Here is a 16,093-nt window from a genome sequence, read left to right on the forward strand (position 1 = left end):
ACAGGCGCGACTGAACATATCCGGTCTACGGCACGCACAATGCGCGTAAAAATGGAGTAGGAAATGAGACTTGAGAACCCAGCGCTGATAGAGACTGACGAGCAGATCGATTGGCTGTTGTCCCGTTCCAACGTGAGCACCTGGCTCAAAAATGCACTGGCAGCCGCCCGAGGACGTGATCCCGTCGAGCTACTAAGCGATCTCAGTATCCTGGATTGCGTGCTCAGGTCACGCTGCACCACGCAGCTTCGGACGGCGTTGGACAAATATGAGCAGGGCGCTGCGTGATGTGAGTCGCCACGCCCACGCGACGCCGCCGATCGCGCACGCGGGGTGCCTCGTATTGCCCCGAGTGGTGATAGGCGACTGTCGCCAGGGCGGCTAAATATCGCTTTGTTGGAACCTGCACCGAGCGCCCTGCATTCTATCTTTCAATCGATAGATGGAGGCTCAGATGAAACAATTGGTCGCAATGCTTGCCGGTTTCTGTCTGACTCTCGCCATCTTCGCCGGCGGTGCCTTGACGGCGGTCTTCTTTGTGAACGCCAAACCGGTCCCGGTCCACAGGGCAGACATGAATGCCGGGGCTCTGTGGACCAGCAAGGCGGTCAGAGTACAGGCGGCGCCGACAGACCTGGAGCGCCTTCCTGCACGTCTCGGACCGCAACCAGTGGAGACGAAGGCGCCGTCCAACGCCGCCTCGATCGATCCAGGAGCAACTGCTTCCGTCTCGACCGAGAACGCTCCCAAAGCCTCGATGAACACTGCACACTCCGAATGGTGTCTACAGCGCTACCGCTCCTACGACCCGACAGATGACAGCTACAACGCCTATAGCGGCGTGAGGCGTAAGTGCATTTCGCCGTATTCTCGTGGGGGTGACCCCGAGGTCGTCGATGCCTCTGCTACGTCTATCCCTACTTCGGTCTCCGATGAGGTGATGGGGGCGCTGAGCTCACAGCACATCCAATCCTGCTTCGAACGGTACCGCTCCTATCGGCCCGAAGACAACACATACCAGCCTTATGATGGCGGTCCGCGGCGACAGTGCGAATAAGATAACGACCCTCGAAGCCTGAGTCCTACACGAAAGCTTGCGCCAATTTGGCAGGCGGGATTCTTGTCCGCCGGTCGCCCTGCCGTTCGCACGCTACCGCGAGCGCACACACCATGTCCGGCCTGCCGCGGCAATCAACACCAGAGCTCTTTGTGAGACCATTTTCCCAAGCAGAGCCGTTCAAATAGGAACAATTTTATCGACCCGCAGTTACCGCCGGAGGAGTGACAAGGGGCACACATGAGCGTCGGTTCGCACAATCCAACTCGCGAGCAAATCACCGAATTTGCGGTCAGACACGGCATTTCCAAGAAAATATCGAAAGCGATACTTAGAATCCACGGTCCCTCACCATTGAGATGCGATGAAGCTGCGAAATCATATCTAAGGGCAGATGACTCTCGAAGATCTCACCGTGAAAAGATCAATTCTCCGTGAAAGGCGCCGTGACAGCGCGGAAAGCCGCGAGCTGCGCCGCAAGCGCGAGGAAGTTCGATTGCTCCCTGTCAGGCCCAGTCGCACGAGCCGGCTCGGCAAGGCAAGGATAAGGCGCCGAAAAACCTGCTCCAGATACCGCAACTACCCATGTCATTCCCTCAAAGCCATTCCGAAACAGGCGGCGCGGAAATGAGCCTTTGCCGTTTCCCCGCTTGAACTTGCCCTCGCGCACTCCCGAGTATGTTCCGCCTTTCGGCTGATAACCGCTGAGGTACGACGAAAGCTCCGCTCTGAGATCACGCGATCAGGGTCAGCGCTGTCAGGATGATGAGCCAGACGGCCACGGCTGCAGCGACCAGCCGCACCAGTGCTTCCTCGCGCCCCATGTGCATGAAAACGAGCGCGATCAGCGCTGCCTTGGCAGCGCCGATCGCCATGTTGACCGAGGCGTTCAGCCCGTGGAGCGACAAGAAGGACGAGGCTACCGTCAGCGCCAGCAAGGCAAGCAGGCCGGCGTAGGCAAAGGCGATCTTGCGTAGTTCGCTCATGCTCAGGCCGTCCTGTCGATGAGGTAGAGCGCAGGAAACAGGAATACCCAGACGATGTCGACGAAATGCCAATAAAGTCCGACGCCCTGTACGCGCCGGACCCGGTTGGCTGGTGCCGCCCCCCGCCAGGACAGAAGGAGGGTCGCGACGGCGGCGATGCCGCCAATCAGATGCAGCGCATGGAGCCCGGTCATGGCGAAATAGAGCCCAAAGAAGAACTGAGCATGCGTCGGATCAGGGCCGGCATAGGTGAACGGAGCGCCCAGCACCGGCGCGATGCCTTCGGCGAATTCCTTCGCATATTCGCTTGCCTTAATAACCAGGAAGACCATGCCGAGCAGTCCGGTCGCAGCCAGGGACAAGATAGCGGCGCGCCATCGCTGCTCTGCGCAGAAGAAGCGAGCGAGCGCCATGGCAAGGCTGGAGGTCAGAAGCACGGCGGTGTTGAGCGTCCCGAGCGGCAGCGACAGATGTTTTGAGGCTGCGGCGAACGTTTCTGCGTAGGTGAGCCGCGCCAGGAAAAAGACCAGCAGCACTGCTCCGAACAGCATGGCCTCGGAACCTATGAAGATCCACATACCGAAGGTATCGGCCCGCTGCTCGCGCTCCGGCGTGTCGAAGGCGATGCTTTCGATTCCCGCCTTCATGACGCACCCTCCCTGTGCGGACTGTAGCGCTCGTGCTCCAGCCCCTTCATCGGGTAGTCGTAGGCAGGGCGGCTGACCTGCGGCATGCGCTCGAAATTGTGCGGCGGGGGCGGCGAGGCTGTCTGCCATTCCAGGCCGGTGGCGCTCCAGGGATTGTCGGGCGCGGATTTACCCCGAAACAGTGAACGCCCGAGGTAGAGGAGCGGCAGCAGGTAGCCGACGGCGAGCACGACCGCGCCGGCAGACGACAACACGTTCCAGAACTGAAACTCCGGCGGGTAGGTATGGTAGCGGCGCGGCATGCCATCGTAGCCCAGCACATACTGCGGGAAGAAGGTGAGGTTGAAGCCGATGAACATGGCGGCTGCCGCGACGCGCCCCCAGATTTCGGAGTACATGCGGCCGGTGATCTTGGGCCACCAGAAATGCAGGCCCGCCATGTAGGCCGTCACCATGCCGCCGACCATGATGTAATGGAAATGCGCGATGACAAAATAGGTGTCGTGAACATGGACGTCCACGGCCAGCGCCGCCAGAAACAGGCCGGCCAGCCCGCCGAAGGTGAACAGCGCCAGGAAGAACAGCGCATAGAGCATGGGCGTCTCGAAGCTGATCTCGCCCTTGCGTAGCGTCAGGCTCCAGTTGAACACTTTTATCGCAGAAGGAATGGCGACGCAGAAAGACAGGAACGAGAACACCAGCCCCGCATAGGTCGACTGGCCGGAGACGAACATGTGGTGGCCCCAGACGAGGAAGCCGAATACCGCGATCGCCATCGACGACAGGGCAACCGCCTTGTAGCCGAACAGCGGGCGACGGCTGAAGCAGGGCAGCACCTCCGACACCACGCCCATGCCGGGCAGGATCATGATGTAGACAGCCGGGTGCGAATAGAACCAGAACAGGTGCTGAAACAGCAACGGGTCGCCGCCGAGATCGGGGTTGAAAATGCCGATACCGAACACACGCTCCAGCACGATCAGGATCAGCGAGGCAGCGAGCACCGGCGTCGCCAGCACCATGACGAGGCTGGTGGCGTAGAGTGTCCAAACGAAGATCGGCAGGCGGAACCATGTCAGGCCCGGTGCGCGCAGCTTGTGTACGGTGACGATGAAGTTGATGCCGGTCATGATGGTGGAGAACCCGACGATGAACACCCCGAGCGCCGCCGTCGAGACATAGCCGTTGGCATAGAGGGTGGAGAGCGGCGTGTAGAAGGTCCAGCCGGTATCGACGCCGCCGCCAACCACGGCCGCCAGCGCGAACAGGCTGCCGAAGATGAATACGTACCAGCTCGCCAGGTTGAGGCGCGGGAAGGCGAGGTCGCGCGCGCCGATCATCAGCGGCAAAAGGAAATTGCCGAGCGTGGCCGGGATCGACGGCACCAGGAAGAACCACACCATGATGATGCCGTGCAGGGTGAACAGCCGATTGTAGACGTCGTCGGAAACGAGATCGCCCGCCGGTGTCACAAGCTCGATGCGCATCATCACGGCGAAGGCCCCGCCAAGGAAGAAGAAGACCGTCAGCGAGATGAAATAGAGCCAGGCGATGCGTTTGTGATCGGTGGTGGTGAACCACGCGCGCGGGCCGGCGCCTTCTTGGAGATAGCTGGTCGTGGGGATCGGCTGGCCGCTCATTGCGTCATCTCCGGTTGCGTCGTGCCGGTCTGGGTCGCCCCCGCCGGCGAGAGCGACTTCAGATAAGCGAGCAGCATCTGCAATTCGCCTTCGTCGATCAGGCCGTCGAAGCTTGGCATAATCGGCGCATAGCCGCCGACGACCTCCTTGCCGGGCTGAAGGATGGAGTCGCGCAGGTAGCGTTCGTCGGCCATGACCGTGCGCTTGTCGCTCAGCGCCACCGGCCGGCCGTAGATGCCCTCAAGGCTGGGCGCCCGCACGGTGATGGAATTGCCGTGGCAGCCCGAACAGCCGAGCGCCCGGAACAGCTTCTCGCCGTCGGCCGCAAGCGTCTCGCTTTCCCCTTGGCGCGAGAGCCACGCGGCATAGTCCTGCGGTTCCATCACCGTTACCCAGCCGCCCATTTCCGAATGCTGAGTGCCGCAATATTGCGCGCAGAACAGGTGGTAGCGGCCGGGCCTGGTGGCGGTGAACCAGACATGAGTGGTGCGGCCGGGAACGGCATCCTGCTTGATGCGGAAGGCCGGCACGAAAAAGGAATGGATCACGTCCTGCGAGGCCAGCGAGACCAGCACGGGCTTGCCGACCGGCACGTGCAGTTCGTTGATCTCGCGCTGGCCGCCCGGATGGCGGAAGGACCACATCCATTGCTTGCCCAGGCCGGCGATTTCCAGCGCCCCGGCGGGCGGCCGGTCGCGGCCGACGAAAAGAGCAGCACCCCAGCCGAAGAAAGCGAAGGCGATGACGAGGCTTGCCGTCGTCCAGCCGATTTCCAGCGGCAGGCTGCGGCCGCGCGCGCCGGTACGATCGGCGGGCGAACCGGCGCGATATTTCACCGCGTAGAAGATGACGAGGCAGGTGAGAAACAGGCCGAGCGCGCCGGCAAAGGCAAGCAGGGCGTAGAACAGTATGTCGACCTTGCTAGAAAGCGCGGACGCTTCCGGCGGGGCGAAGGGGATGCCGAAACTCATGTCCGTCTTCCGCGCTGAAGCAGGACAAGCATGGCCGCCAGCGCCAGCGCGGTCGCGACGGCGCCGATCTTCACCGCTGCCCATATCGCCGGTGTGTACTGGCCCTTGGTGGCGTCAAAGCCGGCACAGAACAGGAAGACGTGATCGGCGATGGAGCCGAGCCGGCCGGCTGAAGCCTCGACCAAGGCAAGCCGCAGATCGCGCGGCTCGAAGGTCAGCGCCGGCAGCACTCGGGAAATGCGCCCGTCCGGAGTCAGCGCCAGGACGGCGATCGGATGCACGTACTGGTTAATGCGCGGGCGCCTGTCGAAGCCAATGCCGGCTTGGGTGGCAAGTGCGGCGCCGCTGCCGTCGGCGCTGGTAAGAAAACGCCAGGCAGACAGGTCCGCCGCGTCGGTGGCGGTCGCGACTTCGGCGCGGGCGGTTGCGGCGTCTTCGCTCGTTTCGCCGGGATCAATCGAAACGAACAGAGCCCGGTAGGCTGAGGGGGAAAGCCCGGTCTTTCTCAGATCGGAGGCGACCGCCTGCTGGGTGAGGCCACACAGGTTCGGGCACTTGTCGTAACCGAAGACAACCAGAGCCGGCCTTCCGTCAAGTATCTCGGACAAGGTGGACCGTGCACCGGATGCGTCGCGGAAAGTCCTGGCAAGGTCCAGATGTGCGCCAATCCGAGGGTCGAAAGCGGGCCTTTCGGCCGCACCCGCACTGGTCGCCGAGAAAAGCGCCAGAATTAGGAGGCAAAGCCGCGTCATGGCTGCGGCTCCTTGCTCGGGGGCGTTGCCGTGAGGCAATCCTGCGATTGGGGCGCGCGAGGTGCGGCCTGCGCCACCGGACCGCAATCGTCGGCCTGGACGCTCCAGCGGGGCAGGCCATGTTCAGCGACCATCCGCATCGCATCGTCTATCGGGATGCGGGCGATGCCGTTGGCGCGATCCTCCCAGCCGAGTTTTGCAAGCTCGCTGTCCTCTATCGCGCGAAAGGCGGCGAGATCGGCTTCCGGGAAACGCTGCAAGGCAGGGCTCGCGGCATTGCCCCTGTCGGCTGCGCCAAGCAATTCAGGATAGGGCGCGGTGGCAAAGATAAGCTTCAGCGCGACGAGCGCCAGACCGATGAAGGCCAGCAGGCCGACCGCGAACATCAGCAGCGCTCGCGGCCAGACATCGCGCGTTTCCGGATGGCGTACGGCTTCAGCCATCGACGGCCCTCCGTCGCAACAGAAACAGGGTTTGCGGATGAGCGCGTGCGAACAGGAAGCCGCCCAGCCATAAACCGCCTACGGCGGCAAAAGCGGCAAGGTCGGGCCAGACGGCGGCATCGTCGGCAAGCGGCGGCCGGATGCGCCAGGCAACGTCGGCGAAATGGCCGGCAAGCAGCGCGGCGGCCAGCCATAGCAGGCCGCGATGGCTGCGCTTCACGTCACGAATGAGGAAGCCGGCGAATGGCGCCACGAAGTGCACAAGGACGAGCAGCAGGAGCAGATGTTGCCAGCCGTTCTCGCTGCGTAGCATGTACCAGCGAATGTCGTCCGGCAGGTCGCCGGCCCAGATGATCACCCATTGCATGAAGGCGAGGTAGGCCCAGGTGAGCATGAAACCGAACAGCATGTTGGCGACATCCTCGCCGAGCGCCGTTCGGCTGTCGCCACCGGGCAGTGCTTCGATCGAGCGCGTGACGGCAAGGACGAACAGAGCAAGCGCGGAAGCGCCGACGATCTGGGCGGATGCCTCCAACAGTGCGTAGATTGTAGAAGTGAAGTCGGGCTCCAGCGAAAGCATCCAGTCGGTGGAGAAGACGGCGATGGCGAAAGCGTGAATGACCAGGCCGAGCGCCGACGTTTTGCCGTCGAGCCTGCTTTTCTCGTCGGTGCCTTTGAGGACCAGCCAAGCGAGAATAAGCCACGCGGCCGCATAGACCACGAAGCGGAGCAGGAAGAACGGCAGGTTGAGATAGGCGAGTTTCAGCCGCACCGTGTCCGGCAGACCCGCCGGGTCTGGTGCGGCCCAGGGGAAAATAAGGTCCGGCCGGAAAAGCAGCGGCAGAAGCAGGGCCAGCGCAAGCGGCAGCGTGGCGACTATCGCACGTAAAGGCGCACGCATGACCACGCCCCAGCGCCCGCCAGTCAGCCCATGGATCATCAGGACGGACATGGCGCCGAGCGGAAATCCGAGTACGAACAACGTTGTCGCCAGCCATCCTGCGAACACAGCGCCAGGGACCAGGAACAGGGCTATGGCGCAAAGCAACAGGCCTACAGCTGCAATGCGGAGCGGCACGAGGCGAGGACGGTCTGCGGCGGCGAAGCGCATCACGGCATAGCCTCCAGCTTCGTGCGCAGTGGCTGCGGCAGATCGGTCTCCGGGGCATGACGCGAATATTGCAGTGCGCGGATATAGGCTACGATGGTCCAGCGGTCGGCGGGCGGCACCCGCGCGGCGTAGGAATACATGGCGCCGTAGCCATCGGCGATCACGTCGTAAAGATGCCGGTCGGACGCCTGCCGCAGCGCATCCTGATGGTAGCTTGGCGGCGCGGGAAAGCCGCGTTGCACGACCATGCCGTTGCCGTCGCCGGTTCGGCCGTGGCAGGGCGAGCAAAAGATATCGAAGCGTTGTCGTCCGCGCTCCAGCAGTTTCATCGTGACAGGGTAGGGGAAGGCCTGAGGTGCCGGCGCGAGATCGGCGCCGCGCGCCACCGTGCCTTCGACCGGCCTGCGCGCCGACGCGCCGTCCCGGAACTGGCTTGACGCGGCTTGCGGGTTGTAGCGCGGCTGGTCGGCCATGTCCTGCTCGCAGCCGGCGAGGCCGCAAAGGACAAGCAGGAGAAGCGCGCCGAGCCGCATCATGCCTCCACCTCCTCGACCGTTTCCGCGCCGAGACGGGTCAACTGGCCCTTGGTGACGCCCTTGCGGAATTTCGGATCGGCGGCTTCGACGAGCAGGAAGAACTTGCCGCCCTGCGCGTAGGTGAAGCTCTTGGCATTGAAGACGGGATGGTAGTAGCGTGGCAGGCCGTTGGCCACCAGCATACCGAGGAAACCTGCCAGCGCTGCGCCCAAAATGGCCGCCTCGAAGGCGATAATGACAAAGGCCGGCCAGGAATGCAGCGGCCTGCCGCCGACATTGACGGGATAATCCACCTCCACGGAATAGAGAATCAACCCGTAGGCAAGGACCGCGCCGGCAATTGCGCCGGCCAGCACCAGGAGGGGAAGCCGCGATTTCCTGGCGCCGAGTACCTCGGCAAGGCCTTCTACCTGGAAGGGCGAGAAGCCGTCCATGCGGCTGTAGCCGCGGGCGCGCATGGCGTGTGCGGCCTCGAGCAGGGCCTGTGGGTCGGCAAAAGCCGCCATGACACCATAGAGGCTCATGCGGAGGCGCCTTTCTTCTCGGCCAGTTCCTCCACCTCGAAGATGGTGATGGCTGGCAAGATGCGCACGAACAGGAAGACGAGGGCGAAGAACGTGCCGATGGAGCCGAATGCGATGCCGTAGTCCAGCCATGTCAGTGACTGTTCACCCCAGGAGGAGGGCAGGAAATCACGGCTTGGCCCGGTGACGACGATGACGTAGCGCTCGATCCACATGCCGATGTTGATGACGACCGCGATCGCGAACAGCAGCTTCATATTGAGCCGGATGCGGCGAAACCATAGAAGCTGGAGGGCGCCGACATTGCAGGCCAGCATCGTCCAGAACAGCGGCGCATAGGGACCGACGGCACGCTCCACCATCATGGTGCGGTCGTAGGTCTGTCCGGAATACCAGGCGAAGAAGGCCTCCGAGGCATAGCCGTAGGTGACGACCATGCCGGCCGCCATCATCAGCTTGCCGGCATTGTCCATGTGGCGCAGCGTGATCAGGTCCTCGACCGAGAATGCCCAGCGCAGCGGGATGGCTATGGTCAGCACCATAGCAAAGCCCGACAGCAGCGCGCCGGCGACGAAATAGGGCGGGAAGATCGTCGAATGGTAGCCGGGGATGATGGCGAAGGTGAAATCCAGCGCAACGATGGAATGCACCGACACGACCAGCGGCGTGGCGAGCGCGGCAAGTAGGTAGTAGCTGGTATCGTAACGGGCCCAGTGGAATGCCGAGCCGCGCCAGCCGAGCGCCAGGATGCCGTAGAATAACTGGCTGGCCCGCGATTTCGCCCGATCGCGCAGCACGGCGAGGTCGGGCAGCAGGCCCATGTACCAGAACAGCAGCGAGACCGTGGCATAGGTGGTGATGGCCGCGAAGTCCCACACCAGCGGGCTGCGCCATTGCGGCCAGTGCATATGCGTATTGGGCAGCGGCAGCAGCCAGTAGAAGAACCAAGGCCGGCCGAGATGCAGGATCGGGTACAGCCCGGCCATCGCGACCGCAAACAGCGTCATCGCCTCGGCGAAGCGGTTGATGGAGGCGCGCCACGGTTGGCGCAAAAGGAGCAGGACCGCCGAGATCAGCGTGCCGGCATGGCCGATGCCGATCCACCAGACGAAGGAGGAGATCATCGTGCCCCAGGCGACGGGGATGTCGACGCCGATGCTGCCGATGCCGACCGAGATCAGGTAGGTGATGGAATAGAGGAACAGCAGCGCCAGCAGAAAACACAGGAAGAAGGCGAGCCAGAAGTAGCGCGGCAGCCGCCCCTGCAACACGATGGAGGCGATGCGGCCGCTGATCTCCGGGAAATCATGGCGACCGCTGAGCACCGGCGGGGGGGCCGTTTTCGCCTGGATCGCCTCAGCCATCGCCGGCCTCTTCCGCCTTGCCCGGGGCAAGGCCGACGTCCGGGTTGCTGACCTTGCCGAGATAAGTGGTGCGCGGCCGCGTGTTCAGTTCTTCAAGCAGCGCATAGCTGTGAGGCGCGGCCTTTTCCTGCGCCACCTTCGAGGCCTTCTTGTTGACGTCGCCAAACGTGATCGCCTGCGTCGGGCAGGCCTGCTGACAGGCGGTGACGACCTCGCCGTCAGCAATCTGGCGGTTTTCGATCTGGGCCTGGATGCGCTTTTCGCTGATGCGCTGGACGCAATAGGTGCATTTTTCCATCACCCCGCGCGAGCGCACCGAAACGTCGGGGTTGCGTGCCGCCTGCTCCGGTCCGGCCTCCTCCTTGTCGAAGGAGCGATACTGCAGGAAGTTGAACCGCCGCACCTTGTAGGGGCAGTTCTGCGAACAGTAGCGGGTGCCGATGCAGCGATTGTAAACCTGTGCATTCAGCCCGTCATGGGTGTGAACCGTCGCGTTCACGGGGCAGACGATTTCGCAGGGCGCCTTTTCGCAGTGCATGCAGGGAACCGGCTGGAAGACGGTCTGTGGATCGTCTGCCAGCCCTTCGTAATAGCGATCGACGCGCAGCCAATGCATCTCATGGCCGAGTTCGCACTGTTGCGGGCCAACGGTGGCGATGTTGTTTTCCGCCTGGCAGGCGGCCACGCAGGCCATGCAGCCGATGCAGGCCGAAAGGTCGATCGACATGCCCCAGGCTTCTTCGTCGTAGGGCCAGTCCGGGTAGAGCGACTCCGACCGCGCAGGGGGTAGGCCGCCACGCGCGATGCGTGGATCGTTGCGGAATTCCCCAAGCGAGGCGTGACGCACCAGATGGCGACCTTCCATGGCGTGATGATGTTGCGTGGTGACGGGCGGCTCGACGTGGTCGCGCCGGGTCAGTTCCACGCCTTCGGCAAACCAGGGCGTGTCGGCGGTTCGCAACCGGAAGGCGTCGTAGCCTTTTGCCATGCCGGCAACTTCGCCGGATTTACGCCCGAAGCCGAGGGACAGCGTCACGGAGCCGTCAGGATGGCCGGGCACGATCCAGACCGGCGCATCGACATCAAAACCGGCGCGAGCCACGTTGACCACTCGTCCGCTTTCGACGCCTTGGCGCGCGGCTTCGGAAGGCGACATCAAGGCTGCGTTGCCCCAGACGATCTTGGTGAGTGGGCGCGGCAATTCCTGCAGCCAGGAGGAGTTGGCGTGGCGGCCGTCGCGCAGGAAAGGATCGGCAACGAAGCGGATTTCCAGTCCCCTGGCGACTGAGCGCGGCTTCAGGCCGCCGAGGTCGGTGGCGAGGCTGGAAACATCGGCCGGGCTTGTCGCTGTCCCGGCGATCACGCCGTCCTGCAGCGCCTTTTTCCAACCCGTCTCGTCAAGCCTGTCGACCCATGCGGCACGTAGCAGCGCAAGCGCGCTCTGGTCGAAGGTTCCGCCGATGGCTGCAAGAATTTCATGGACGGTCCTGCCGCCAAACAACGGTAGGATTAGCGGTTGCACCAGCGATACGGTCCCATCGAAAGCGCGCCGATCACTCCAGCTTTCGAGATCGTGGGCGGCCGGGATATGCCAATGGGCCAGCGCCGCTGTCTCATCCCGATAGACTCCCCAATGGACAAGAAGTTTCAGACGGGAGAATGCGGCGTGAACGTCGAGGCCGGCGGGCGTGGTGTGCAGTGGATTGGCGGCAAGCACGATCACCGTATCCGTTTCGCCGGAGGTGATCGAATGGCAAAGTTCCGCCAGATCACCGTCGACCGGCTGGTCATGTGGCGCTTCGATCAAGTGCACTGTGTTGCCGAGCGCGCCGAGCCGGGCATTGGCCGCAAGCGCCACGGCGTGGACGAACGAACTCTGCTGCGGACCGGGGACGACCAGCGCGTTACGCCCGGCCGCCTGCAGATCGCGGATGGACGCTTCCAGCCAGCCGGGGTCGACGGCCGAGGGCAGGGCGCCTTCTTCGGCCAGCGCTGCATTCGCCGCCGCAGCGACCCCGTCCATTTCGCTTGGCCTGACCGCCTTGCGATGGTCCGCGGCGGCGCCGGTGATCGTCGGCGTCGATTCCACGGCATAGAGGCGGCTCATCCCGTCACCGACCTTGCGCACCCGGCGGCGGGCGGCGAAATCATGCGCATAGGCGAGACGGCCCGGCCCTTCGCCGAGGAAGTCGGCATCCAGCGACAACATCGCATCGGCACGGTCGAGACGGTAGACAGGCACCAGCGCCTTGCCGAACACAGCACGCGTCGCGTCTTCGCTGGATGGCGTGACGAGCGGATCATGCCGGTAGATGTGCAGCGCCGGAAATCGCTTCCGCAAGGCCTGAAGCTGAGCCTTCATGGTCGGCGAGGTGGTGGCCTCGATCAACACGGCCGTGCCCGTGCCCTTGGATGCACCGAGAGCAGCGGAAAGGCCCGACATGTCCCTGAGAAAGTCGCCATAGCTGGCGGGTTCGCCGTTCTTCAGCGGGGTGCGCGAGCGTTCCGGGTCGAACAGCGAATGGACAGCGGCCTGCATGACTGCGTCGGTGGCGCCCAGGGAAGCCGGATGGTCCGGATTGCCTTCGATCTTGGTCGGCCGCCCCTCATGGCTTTCGACGATCGCGCCGAGGCCGTAACCGCTGTCCGACAAGGTGGTGGCATAAAAGAGCGGCCGGCCGGGGATTAGGTTTTCGGGCTGGTCGACATAAGGCACGATTTCCTGCGGCTTCGTGCAGGCTGCAAGGTTCGCGAGCGCCAGAGAGGCGCCCATCAGCTTGAGCAGCGTTCGCCGGTCAAGGCCGGCGGCCGGGCGGTCATCGGTGGCAGACATAACAATCGGTCATCGTTTCGGGATGGATGTTGAGCATAGTGATGAGCCGCCGCCGGATGTCGGCGATGTCCGACGGCGGTTTCCAGTGCATCCGGAAGACATCCTGCGGCGGCCGCAGGTTGGGTCCGGGATCGCGATGGCAACCGAGGCACCATTCCATCGACAGTGGTTCGGCTCGCGCCATCAGCGGCATCTCATCGACCTCGCCATGGCAGGTCTCGCAGGCCACGCCCTTGTCGACGTGGATCGCGTGATTGAAATAGACGAAGTCCGGCACGGAATTGACGCGCTGCCAGTGCAGCGGTGTGCCGCTCGCCAGGCTGGCACGAACCGGCGCCAACATCGCGGCGTTGGTGAAAAGCTGCGAATGGCAGGTCATGCAGACCTCCGTCGCCGGCAAGCCTGCCGCCGAGGAAGTCTCGACGCCGTTATGGCAATAGCGGCAGTCGAGACCGAGCTGGCCGACATGATGCTTGTGGCTGAAGGGGACGGGCTGAGCCACGGCCTGCCCGACGCCTGTCAGGAAAGTGGAGCGAAGGAATGCGGTTCCCATTACCGTTATGAGCACGAACACGGCCAGCAAGCCCCCGAGCACGAAGCGGGCAATGCCATCGGCGCTTCTTGGAAAGACTTGCGGCATGACTTGCCGGAACGGTCGCTTTGCCGGTTGTGTGACGGATCGAAAGCCAACGTCCAGCGGGGACGAAAGTTCCGCCTGCCGTACCCCCTATCGACATGGCAGCGACGTTGAAACCTCGGTTGCGATGTCGCCGTGCGGCCGGCGCGACATTCGTCCGACATGCGGGATGAACGCCAGGGAACCTGGCGGGCGATCCCGCGTTTGGGGGCCATGACCGTACGTGGATGGTGGGCTCAACCTGTCGTTATCTGGATTGGCAGCAGGTGTTGTGTAACCTGCACGGCCGAGGCAGAGATTTTGCTTCGATACAAATGGATAGGTCCGAAAGGACCACTTTACCACGCAGCCTGTGACGCCTGCGAATACGCGATGCGGGAGACAGGCAACCATCGCCAAGCCAGGCTTGCATTCGTCCGGGTAGCCAAAGAGTTCAATCTTATCTGCTCAAGGCCTGTGCCGGCCAACGTCCATGAAGCCCATGTTCCCGTTTCGGGCGATGCGGTGAAACCTTTTGAATTTTAGGCCGTTGTCGGCCGTATGTCCGACGCGAAATCCAAAGCGAAGCCGGTCCGTGGCGCCAGGTCGCAAACCGCTCAGAAACCGCGTCGGAAGAAGACGCGTCAACAGAAGCCACAGTCCGAAAATTTGCAGGAGAGAAAGCCGAGCGGAAGGCCCTCCGCTGCCGCATCCGAGGTCGTGGGCAAGGCCGCGCCACCACCGGAGGCAGCCGAACCCGATCCCGAGTTGACGCGCGCCGAAGCCGAGCAGGCGCGCAAGAAGTATCTTCTGAGGCGTTTCTGGATCAGCGGGCGCGCATACTGGAGCAGGCACGGCGACAAGCTCGCCTGGCCGCTCACGATCGGGCTTCTGGTCCTGATCGGGGTAAATGTCGGCTTCCAGTACGGGATCAACGTCTGGAACCGCGCGATCTTCGACGCCATCGAGAAGCGCGATGCCCATACAGTGTATTTCCTCAGCGCCGTCTTCCTGCCGCTGGTCGCCGGCAGCATCAGCCTGGTCGTTGCCCAGGTCTATCTGCGCATGACTATGCAACGCCGCTGGCGGTCCTGGCTTACGACCGCCATCATCGGGCGCTGGCTCGCCCATGGCCGCTACTATCAGCTCAACCTCGTGAAGGGCGACCACCAGAATCCCGAAGCCCGCCTCTCGGAGGATCTACGCATCGCCACCGAAGCGCCCGTCGATTTCATGGCCGGCGTCATTTCCGCCTTCCTGTCGGCCGCAACCTTCATCGTGGTGCTATGGACGATTGGCGGGGCGTTCCACCTCACGATTGGCGGCTCGACCGTCACCATCCCCGGCTTCCTCGTGGTCACCGCCATTGTCTATGCCGCGATCACCTCGACGTCGATGTTCGTCATCGGCCGCCATTTCGTGCGGCTATCCGAGGAGAAGAACCAGGCGGAAGCCGAATTCCGCTACGTGCTGACCCGTGTTCGCGAAAATGGCGAGAGCATTGCCTTGCTCGGCGGCGAGGAAGAAGAGGAAAGCGGCATCGACAGGACTTTCGGCGATGTATTGAAACGATGGACGCAGCTGATCGGCCAGCATATGCGCACGGCCCTTGTTTCGCAGGGCTCGAGCCTGTTTGCGCCGGTCGTACCGGTGCTGCTCTGCGCGCCGAAATTCCTCGAGGGCAGCATGACCCTCGGGCAGGTGATGCAGGCTGCGTCCGCGTTCGCCATCGTGCAGGGCGCCTTCGGCTGGTTGGTCGACAACTACCCCCGCCTTGCCGACTGGAACGCCTCCGCGCATCGCGTCGCTTCGCTGATGATGTCGATCGATGTGCTGGAACGCGCCGAACAGAGCAACGACCTCGGCCGCATCCAGCGGGGCGAGACCAAAGGGGGGGCGATGCTCTCCCTCGACGACCTGTCGGTGACTCTCGACGATGGCACCGCGGTGGTCAGGGAAACCGAAGTGGCGATCGGGCCTGGCGAGCGGGTGCTGGTATCCGGGGACTCCGGTTCCGGCAAGAGCACGCTGTTGCGGGCCGTTGCCGGTCTATGGCCATGGGGAAGCGGCAGTGTCAATTTCCATCCCGGCAAGCGGCTGTTCATGCTGCCGCAACGCCCTTACATGCCTTCGGGCACGCTGCGCCGGGCGGTAGCCTATCCGGGCGCTGCCGAGGACTGGGCCCCCGAGCAGATAAAAGCCGCGCTCGACAAGGTGGACCTCGGCTATCTCACCGGCCGGATCGAAGAGGATGCGCCTTGGGACCAGACCCTGTCGGGCGGTGAAAAGCAACGAATCGCCTTTGCGCGGCTGCTGCTACACCGTCCCGATATCGCCGTGCTGGACGAGGCCACCTCGGCGTTGGACGAGAAAAGCCAGGACAAGATGATGGCGACGATCATCCATGAGTTGCCGGAAGTCACCGTCATCAGCGTGGCGCACCGCGCCGAACTGGAGGCCTTCCACACCCGCAAGGTTACGCTGGAGCGGCGCAAGGGCGGCGCCAGGCTGGTCAGCGACGTCGATCTGGTCCCGCGCAAGCGCCGGCGGGGCCTGTTCGCGCGGGCGTTGTGGGGGCAACGGGTTCGGAAAACGGACTGACAGTGCCCACGG

The 16,093-nt window shown here is 63.5% G+C and carries 16 protein-coding genes; 4 read left to right on the forward strand and 12 right to left on the reverse strand.

Annotated elements, in window-relative coordinates:
• Window positions 1-63: 63 nt before the first annotated feature.
• Together ACFOHJ_RS01850 and ACFOHJ_RS01855 are read left to right on the forward strand one after the other, a co-directional pair.
• Window positions 64-288, forward strand: a complete 225-nt coding sequence (locus tag ACFOHJ_RS01850; RefSeq protein WP_378217877.1) for a hypothetical protein — start codon at window positions 64-66, stop codon at window positions 286-288.
• 166 nt (window positions 289-454) lie between these two features.
• Window positions 455-1,057 (forward strand): BA14K family protein, encoded by a 603-nt coding sequence (locus ACFOHJ_RS01855; RefSeq protein ID WP_378217878.1) that lies wholly within the window; start codon window positions 455-457, stop codon window positions 1,055-1,057.
• Between the two features lie 734 nt (window positions 1,058-1,791).
• Here the strand turns inward: ACFOHJ_RS01855 and ACFOHJ_RS01860 are convergent.
• From ACFOHJ_RS01860 to ACFOHJ_RS01915, 12 genes are all read right to left on the reverse strand, one after another.
• Complete coding sequence (locus tag ACFOHJ_RS01860) at window positions 1,792-2,043, reverse strand: cytochrome C oxidase subunit IV family protein (protein WP_378217880.1); 252 nt, start codon at window positions 2,041-2,043, stop codon at window positions 1,792-1,794.
• Window positions 2,044-2,045: 2 nt separating this feature from the next.
• Complete coding sequence (locus tag ACFOHJ_RS01865; RefSeq protein WP_378217882.1) at window positions 2,046-2,690, reverse strand: cytochrome c oxidase subunit 3; 645 nt, start codon at window positions 2,688-2,690, stop codon at window positions 2,046-2,048.
• Window positions 2,687-4,330, reverse strand: a complete 1,644-nt coding sequence (gene ctaD / locus ACFOHJ_RS01870) for a cytochrome c oxidase subunit I (RefSeq protein WP_378217884.1) — start codon at window positions 4,328-4,330, stop codon at window positions 2,687-2,689. The genes ACFOHJ_RS01865 and ctaD overlap by 4 nt, the downstream gene beginning before the upstream one ends.
• The gene (coxB, locus tag ACFOHJ_RS01875; RefSeq protein ID WP_378217886.1) at window positions 4,327-5,301 is read right to left on the reverse strand and encodes a cytochrome c oxidase subunit II; all 975 of its coding nucleotides are present in this window, start codon (window positions 5,299-5,301) and stop codon (window positions 4,327-4,329) included. The genes ctaD and coxB overlap by 4 nt, the downstream gene beginning before the upstream one ends.
• Window positions 5,298-5,909 carry an SCO family protein gene (locus tag ACFOHJ_RS01880; protein ID WP_378217888.1) on the reverse strand — a complete coding sequence of 204 codons (612 nt, stop codon included), beginning with the start codon at window positions 5,907-5,909 and terminating at the stop codon, window positions 5,298-5,300. Before ACFOHJ_RS01880 ends, coxB begins: the two co-directional genes overlap by 4 nt.
• Before the next feature lie 140 nt (window positions 5,910-6,049).
• Entirely contained in the window at window positions 6,050-6,496 is a 447-nt protein-coding gene (locus tag ACFOHJ_RS01885; RefSeq protein WP_378217890.1) for a hypothetical protein, read from the reverse strand.
• Complete coding sequence (locus tag ACFOHJ_RS01890) at window positions 6,489-7,478, reverse strand: hypothetical protein (protein WP_378217892.1); 990 nt, start codon at window positions 7,476-7,478, stop codon at window positions 6,489-6,491. Before ACFOHJ_RS01890 ends, ACFOHJ_RS01885 begins: the two co-directional genes overlap by 8 nt.
• Window positions 7,479-7,606: 128 nt before the next feature.
• Window positions 7,607-8,143, reverse strand: coding sequence for a c-type cytochrome (locus tag ACFOHJ_RS01895; protein ID WP_378217894.1), 537 nt, complete (start codon window positions 8,141-8,143; stop codon window positions 7,607-7,609).
• On the reverse strand, window positions 8,140-8,667 hold the full coding sequence (locus ACFOHJ_RS01900; RefSeq protein ID WP_378217896.1) for a DUF3341 domain-containing protein: 528 nt from the start codon (window positions 8,665-8,667) through the stop codon (window positions 8,140-8,142). The genes ACFOHJ_RS01895 and ACFOHJ_RS01900 overlap by 4 nt, the downstream gene beginning before the upstream one ends.
• Window positions 8,664-10,031, reverse strand: a complete 1,368-nt coding sequence (gene nrfD, locus ACFOHJ_RS01905) for an NrfD/PsrC family molybdoenzyme membrane anchor subunit (RefSeq protein ID WP_378217898.1) — start codon at window positions 10,029-10,031, stop codon at window positions 8,664-8,666. Before nrfD ends, ACFOHJ_RS01900 begins: the two co-directional genes overlap by 4 nt.
• Entirely contained in the window at window positions 10,024-12,864 is a 2,841-nt protein-coding gene (locus tag ACFOHJ_RS01910) for a 4Fe-4S dicluster domain-containing protein (RefSeq protein ID WP_378217900.1), read from the reverse strand. The genes nrfD and ACFOHJ_RS01910 overlap by 8 nt, the downstream gene beginning before the upstream one ends.
• Window positions 12,848-13,504, reverse strand: coding sequence for a cytochrome c3 family protein (locus ACFOHJ_RS01915; RefSeq protein WP_378217902.1), 657 nt, complete (start codon window positions 13,502-13,504; stop codon window positions 12,848-12,850). The genes ACFOHJ_RS01910 and ACFOHJ_RS01915 overlap by 17 nt, the downstream gene beginning before the upstream one ends.
• 210 nt (window positions 13,505-13,714) lie before the next feature.
• On the opposite strand from ACFOHJ_RS01915, the gene ACFOHJ_RS01920 reads away from it, so the two are divergent.
• Window positions 13,715-14,026: a DUF982 domain-containing protein gene (locus ACFOHJ_RS01920; protein ID WP_378218074.1), complete on the forward strand. Its 312-nt coding sequence runs from the start codon at window positions 13,715-13,717 to the stop codon at window positions 14,024-14,026.
• A 15-nt stretch (window positions 14,027-14,041) separates the two neighbouring features.
• A complete protein-coding gene (locus tag ACFOHJ_RS01925; RefSeq protein WP_378217904.1) occupies window positions 14,042-16,081 on the forward strand; it encodes an ABC transporter ATP-binding protein/permease in 2,040 nt (679 codons plus the stop codon).
• Window positions 16,082-16,093 lie beyond the last annotated feature (12 nt).

The sequence above is a fragment of the Aquamicrobium soli genome, from assembly GCF_042646345.1.
Taxonomy (GTDB): domain Bacteria; phylum Pseudomonadota; class Alphaproteobacteria; order Rhizobiales; family Rhizobiaceae; genus Mesorhizobium; species Mesorhizobium soli_A.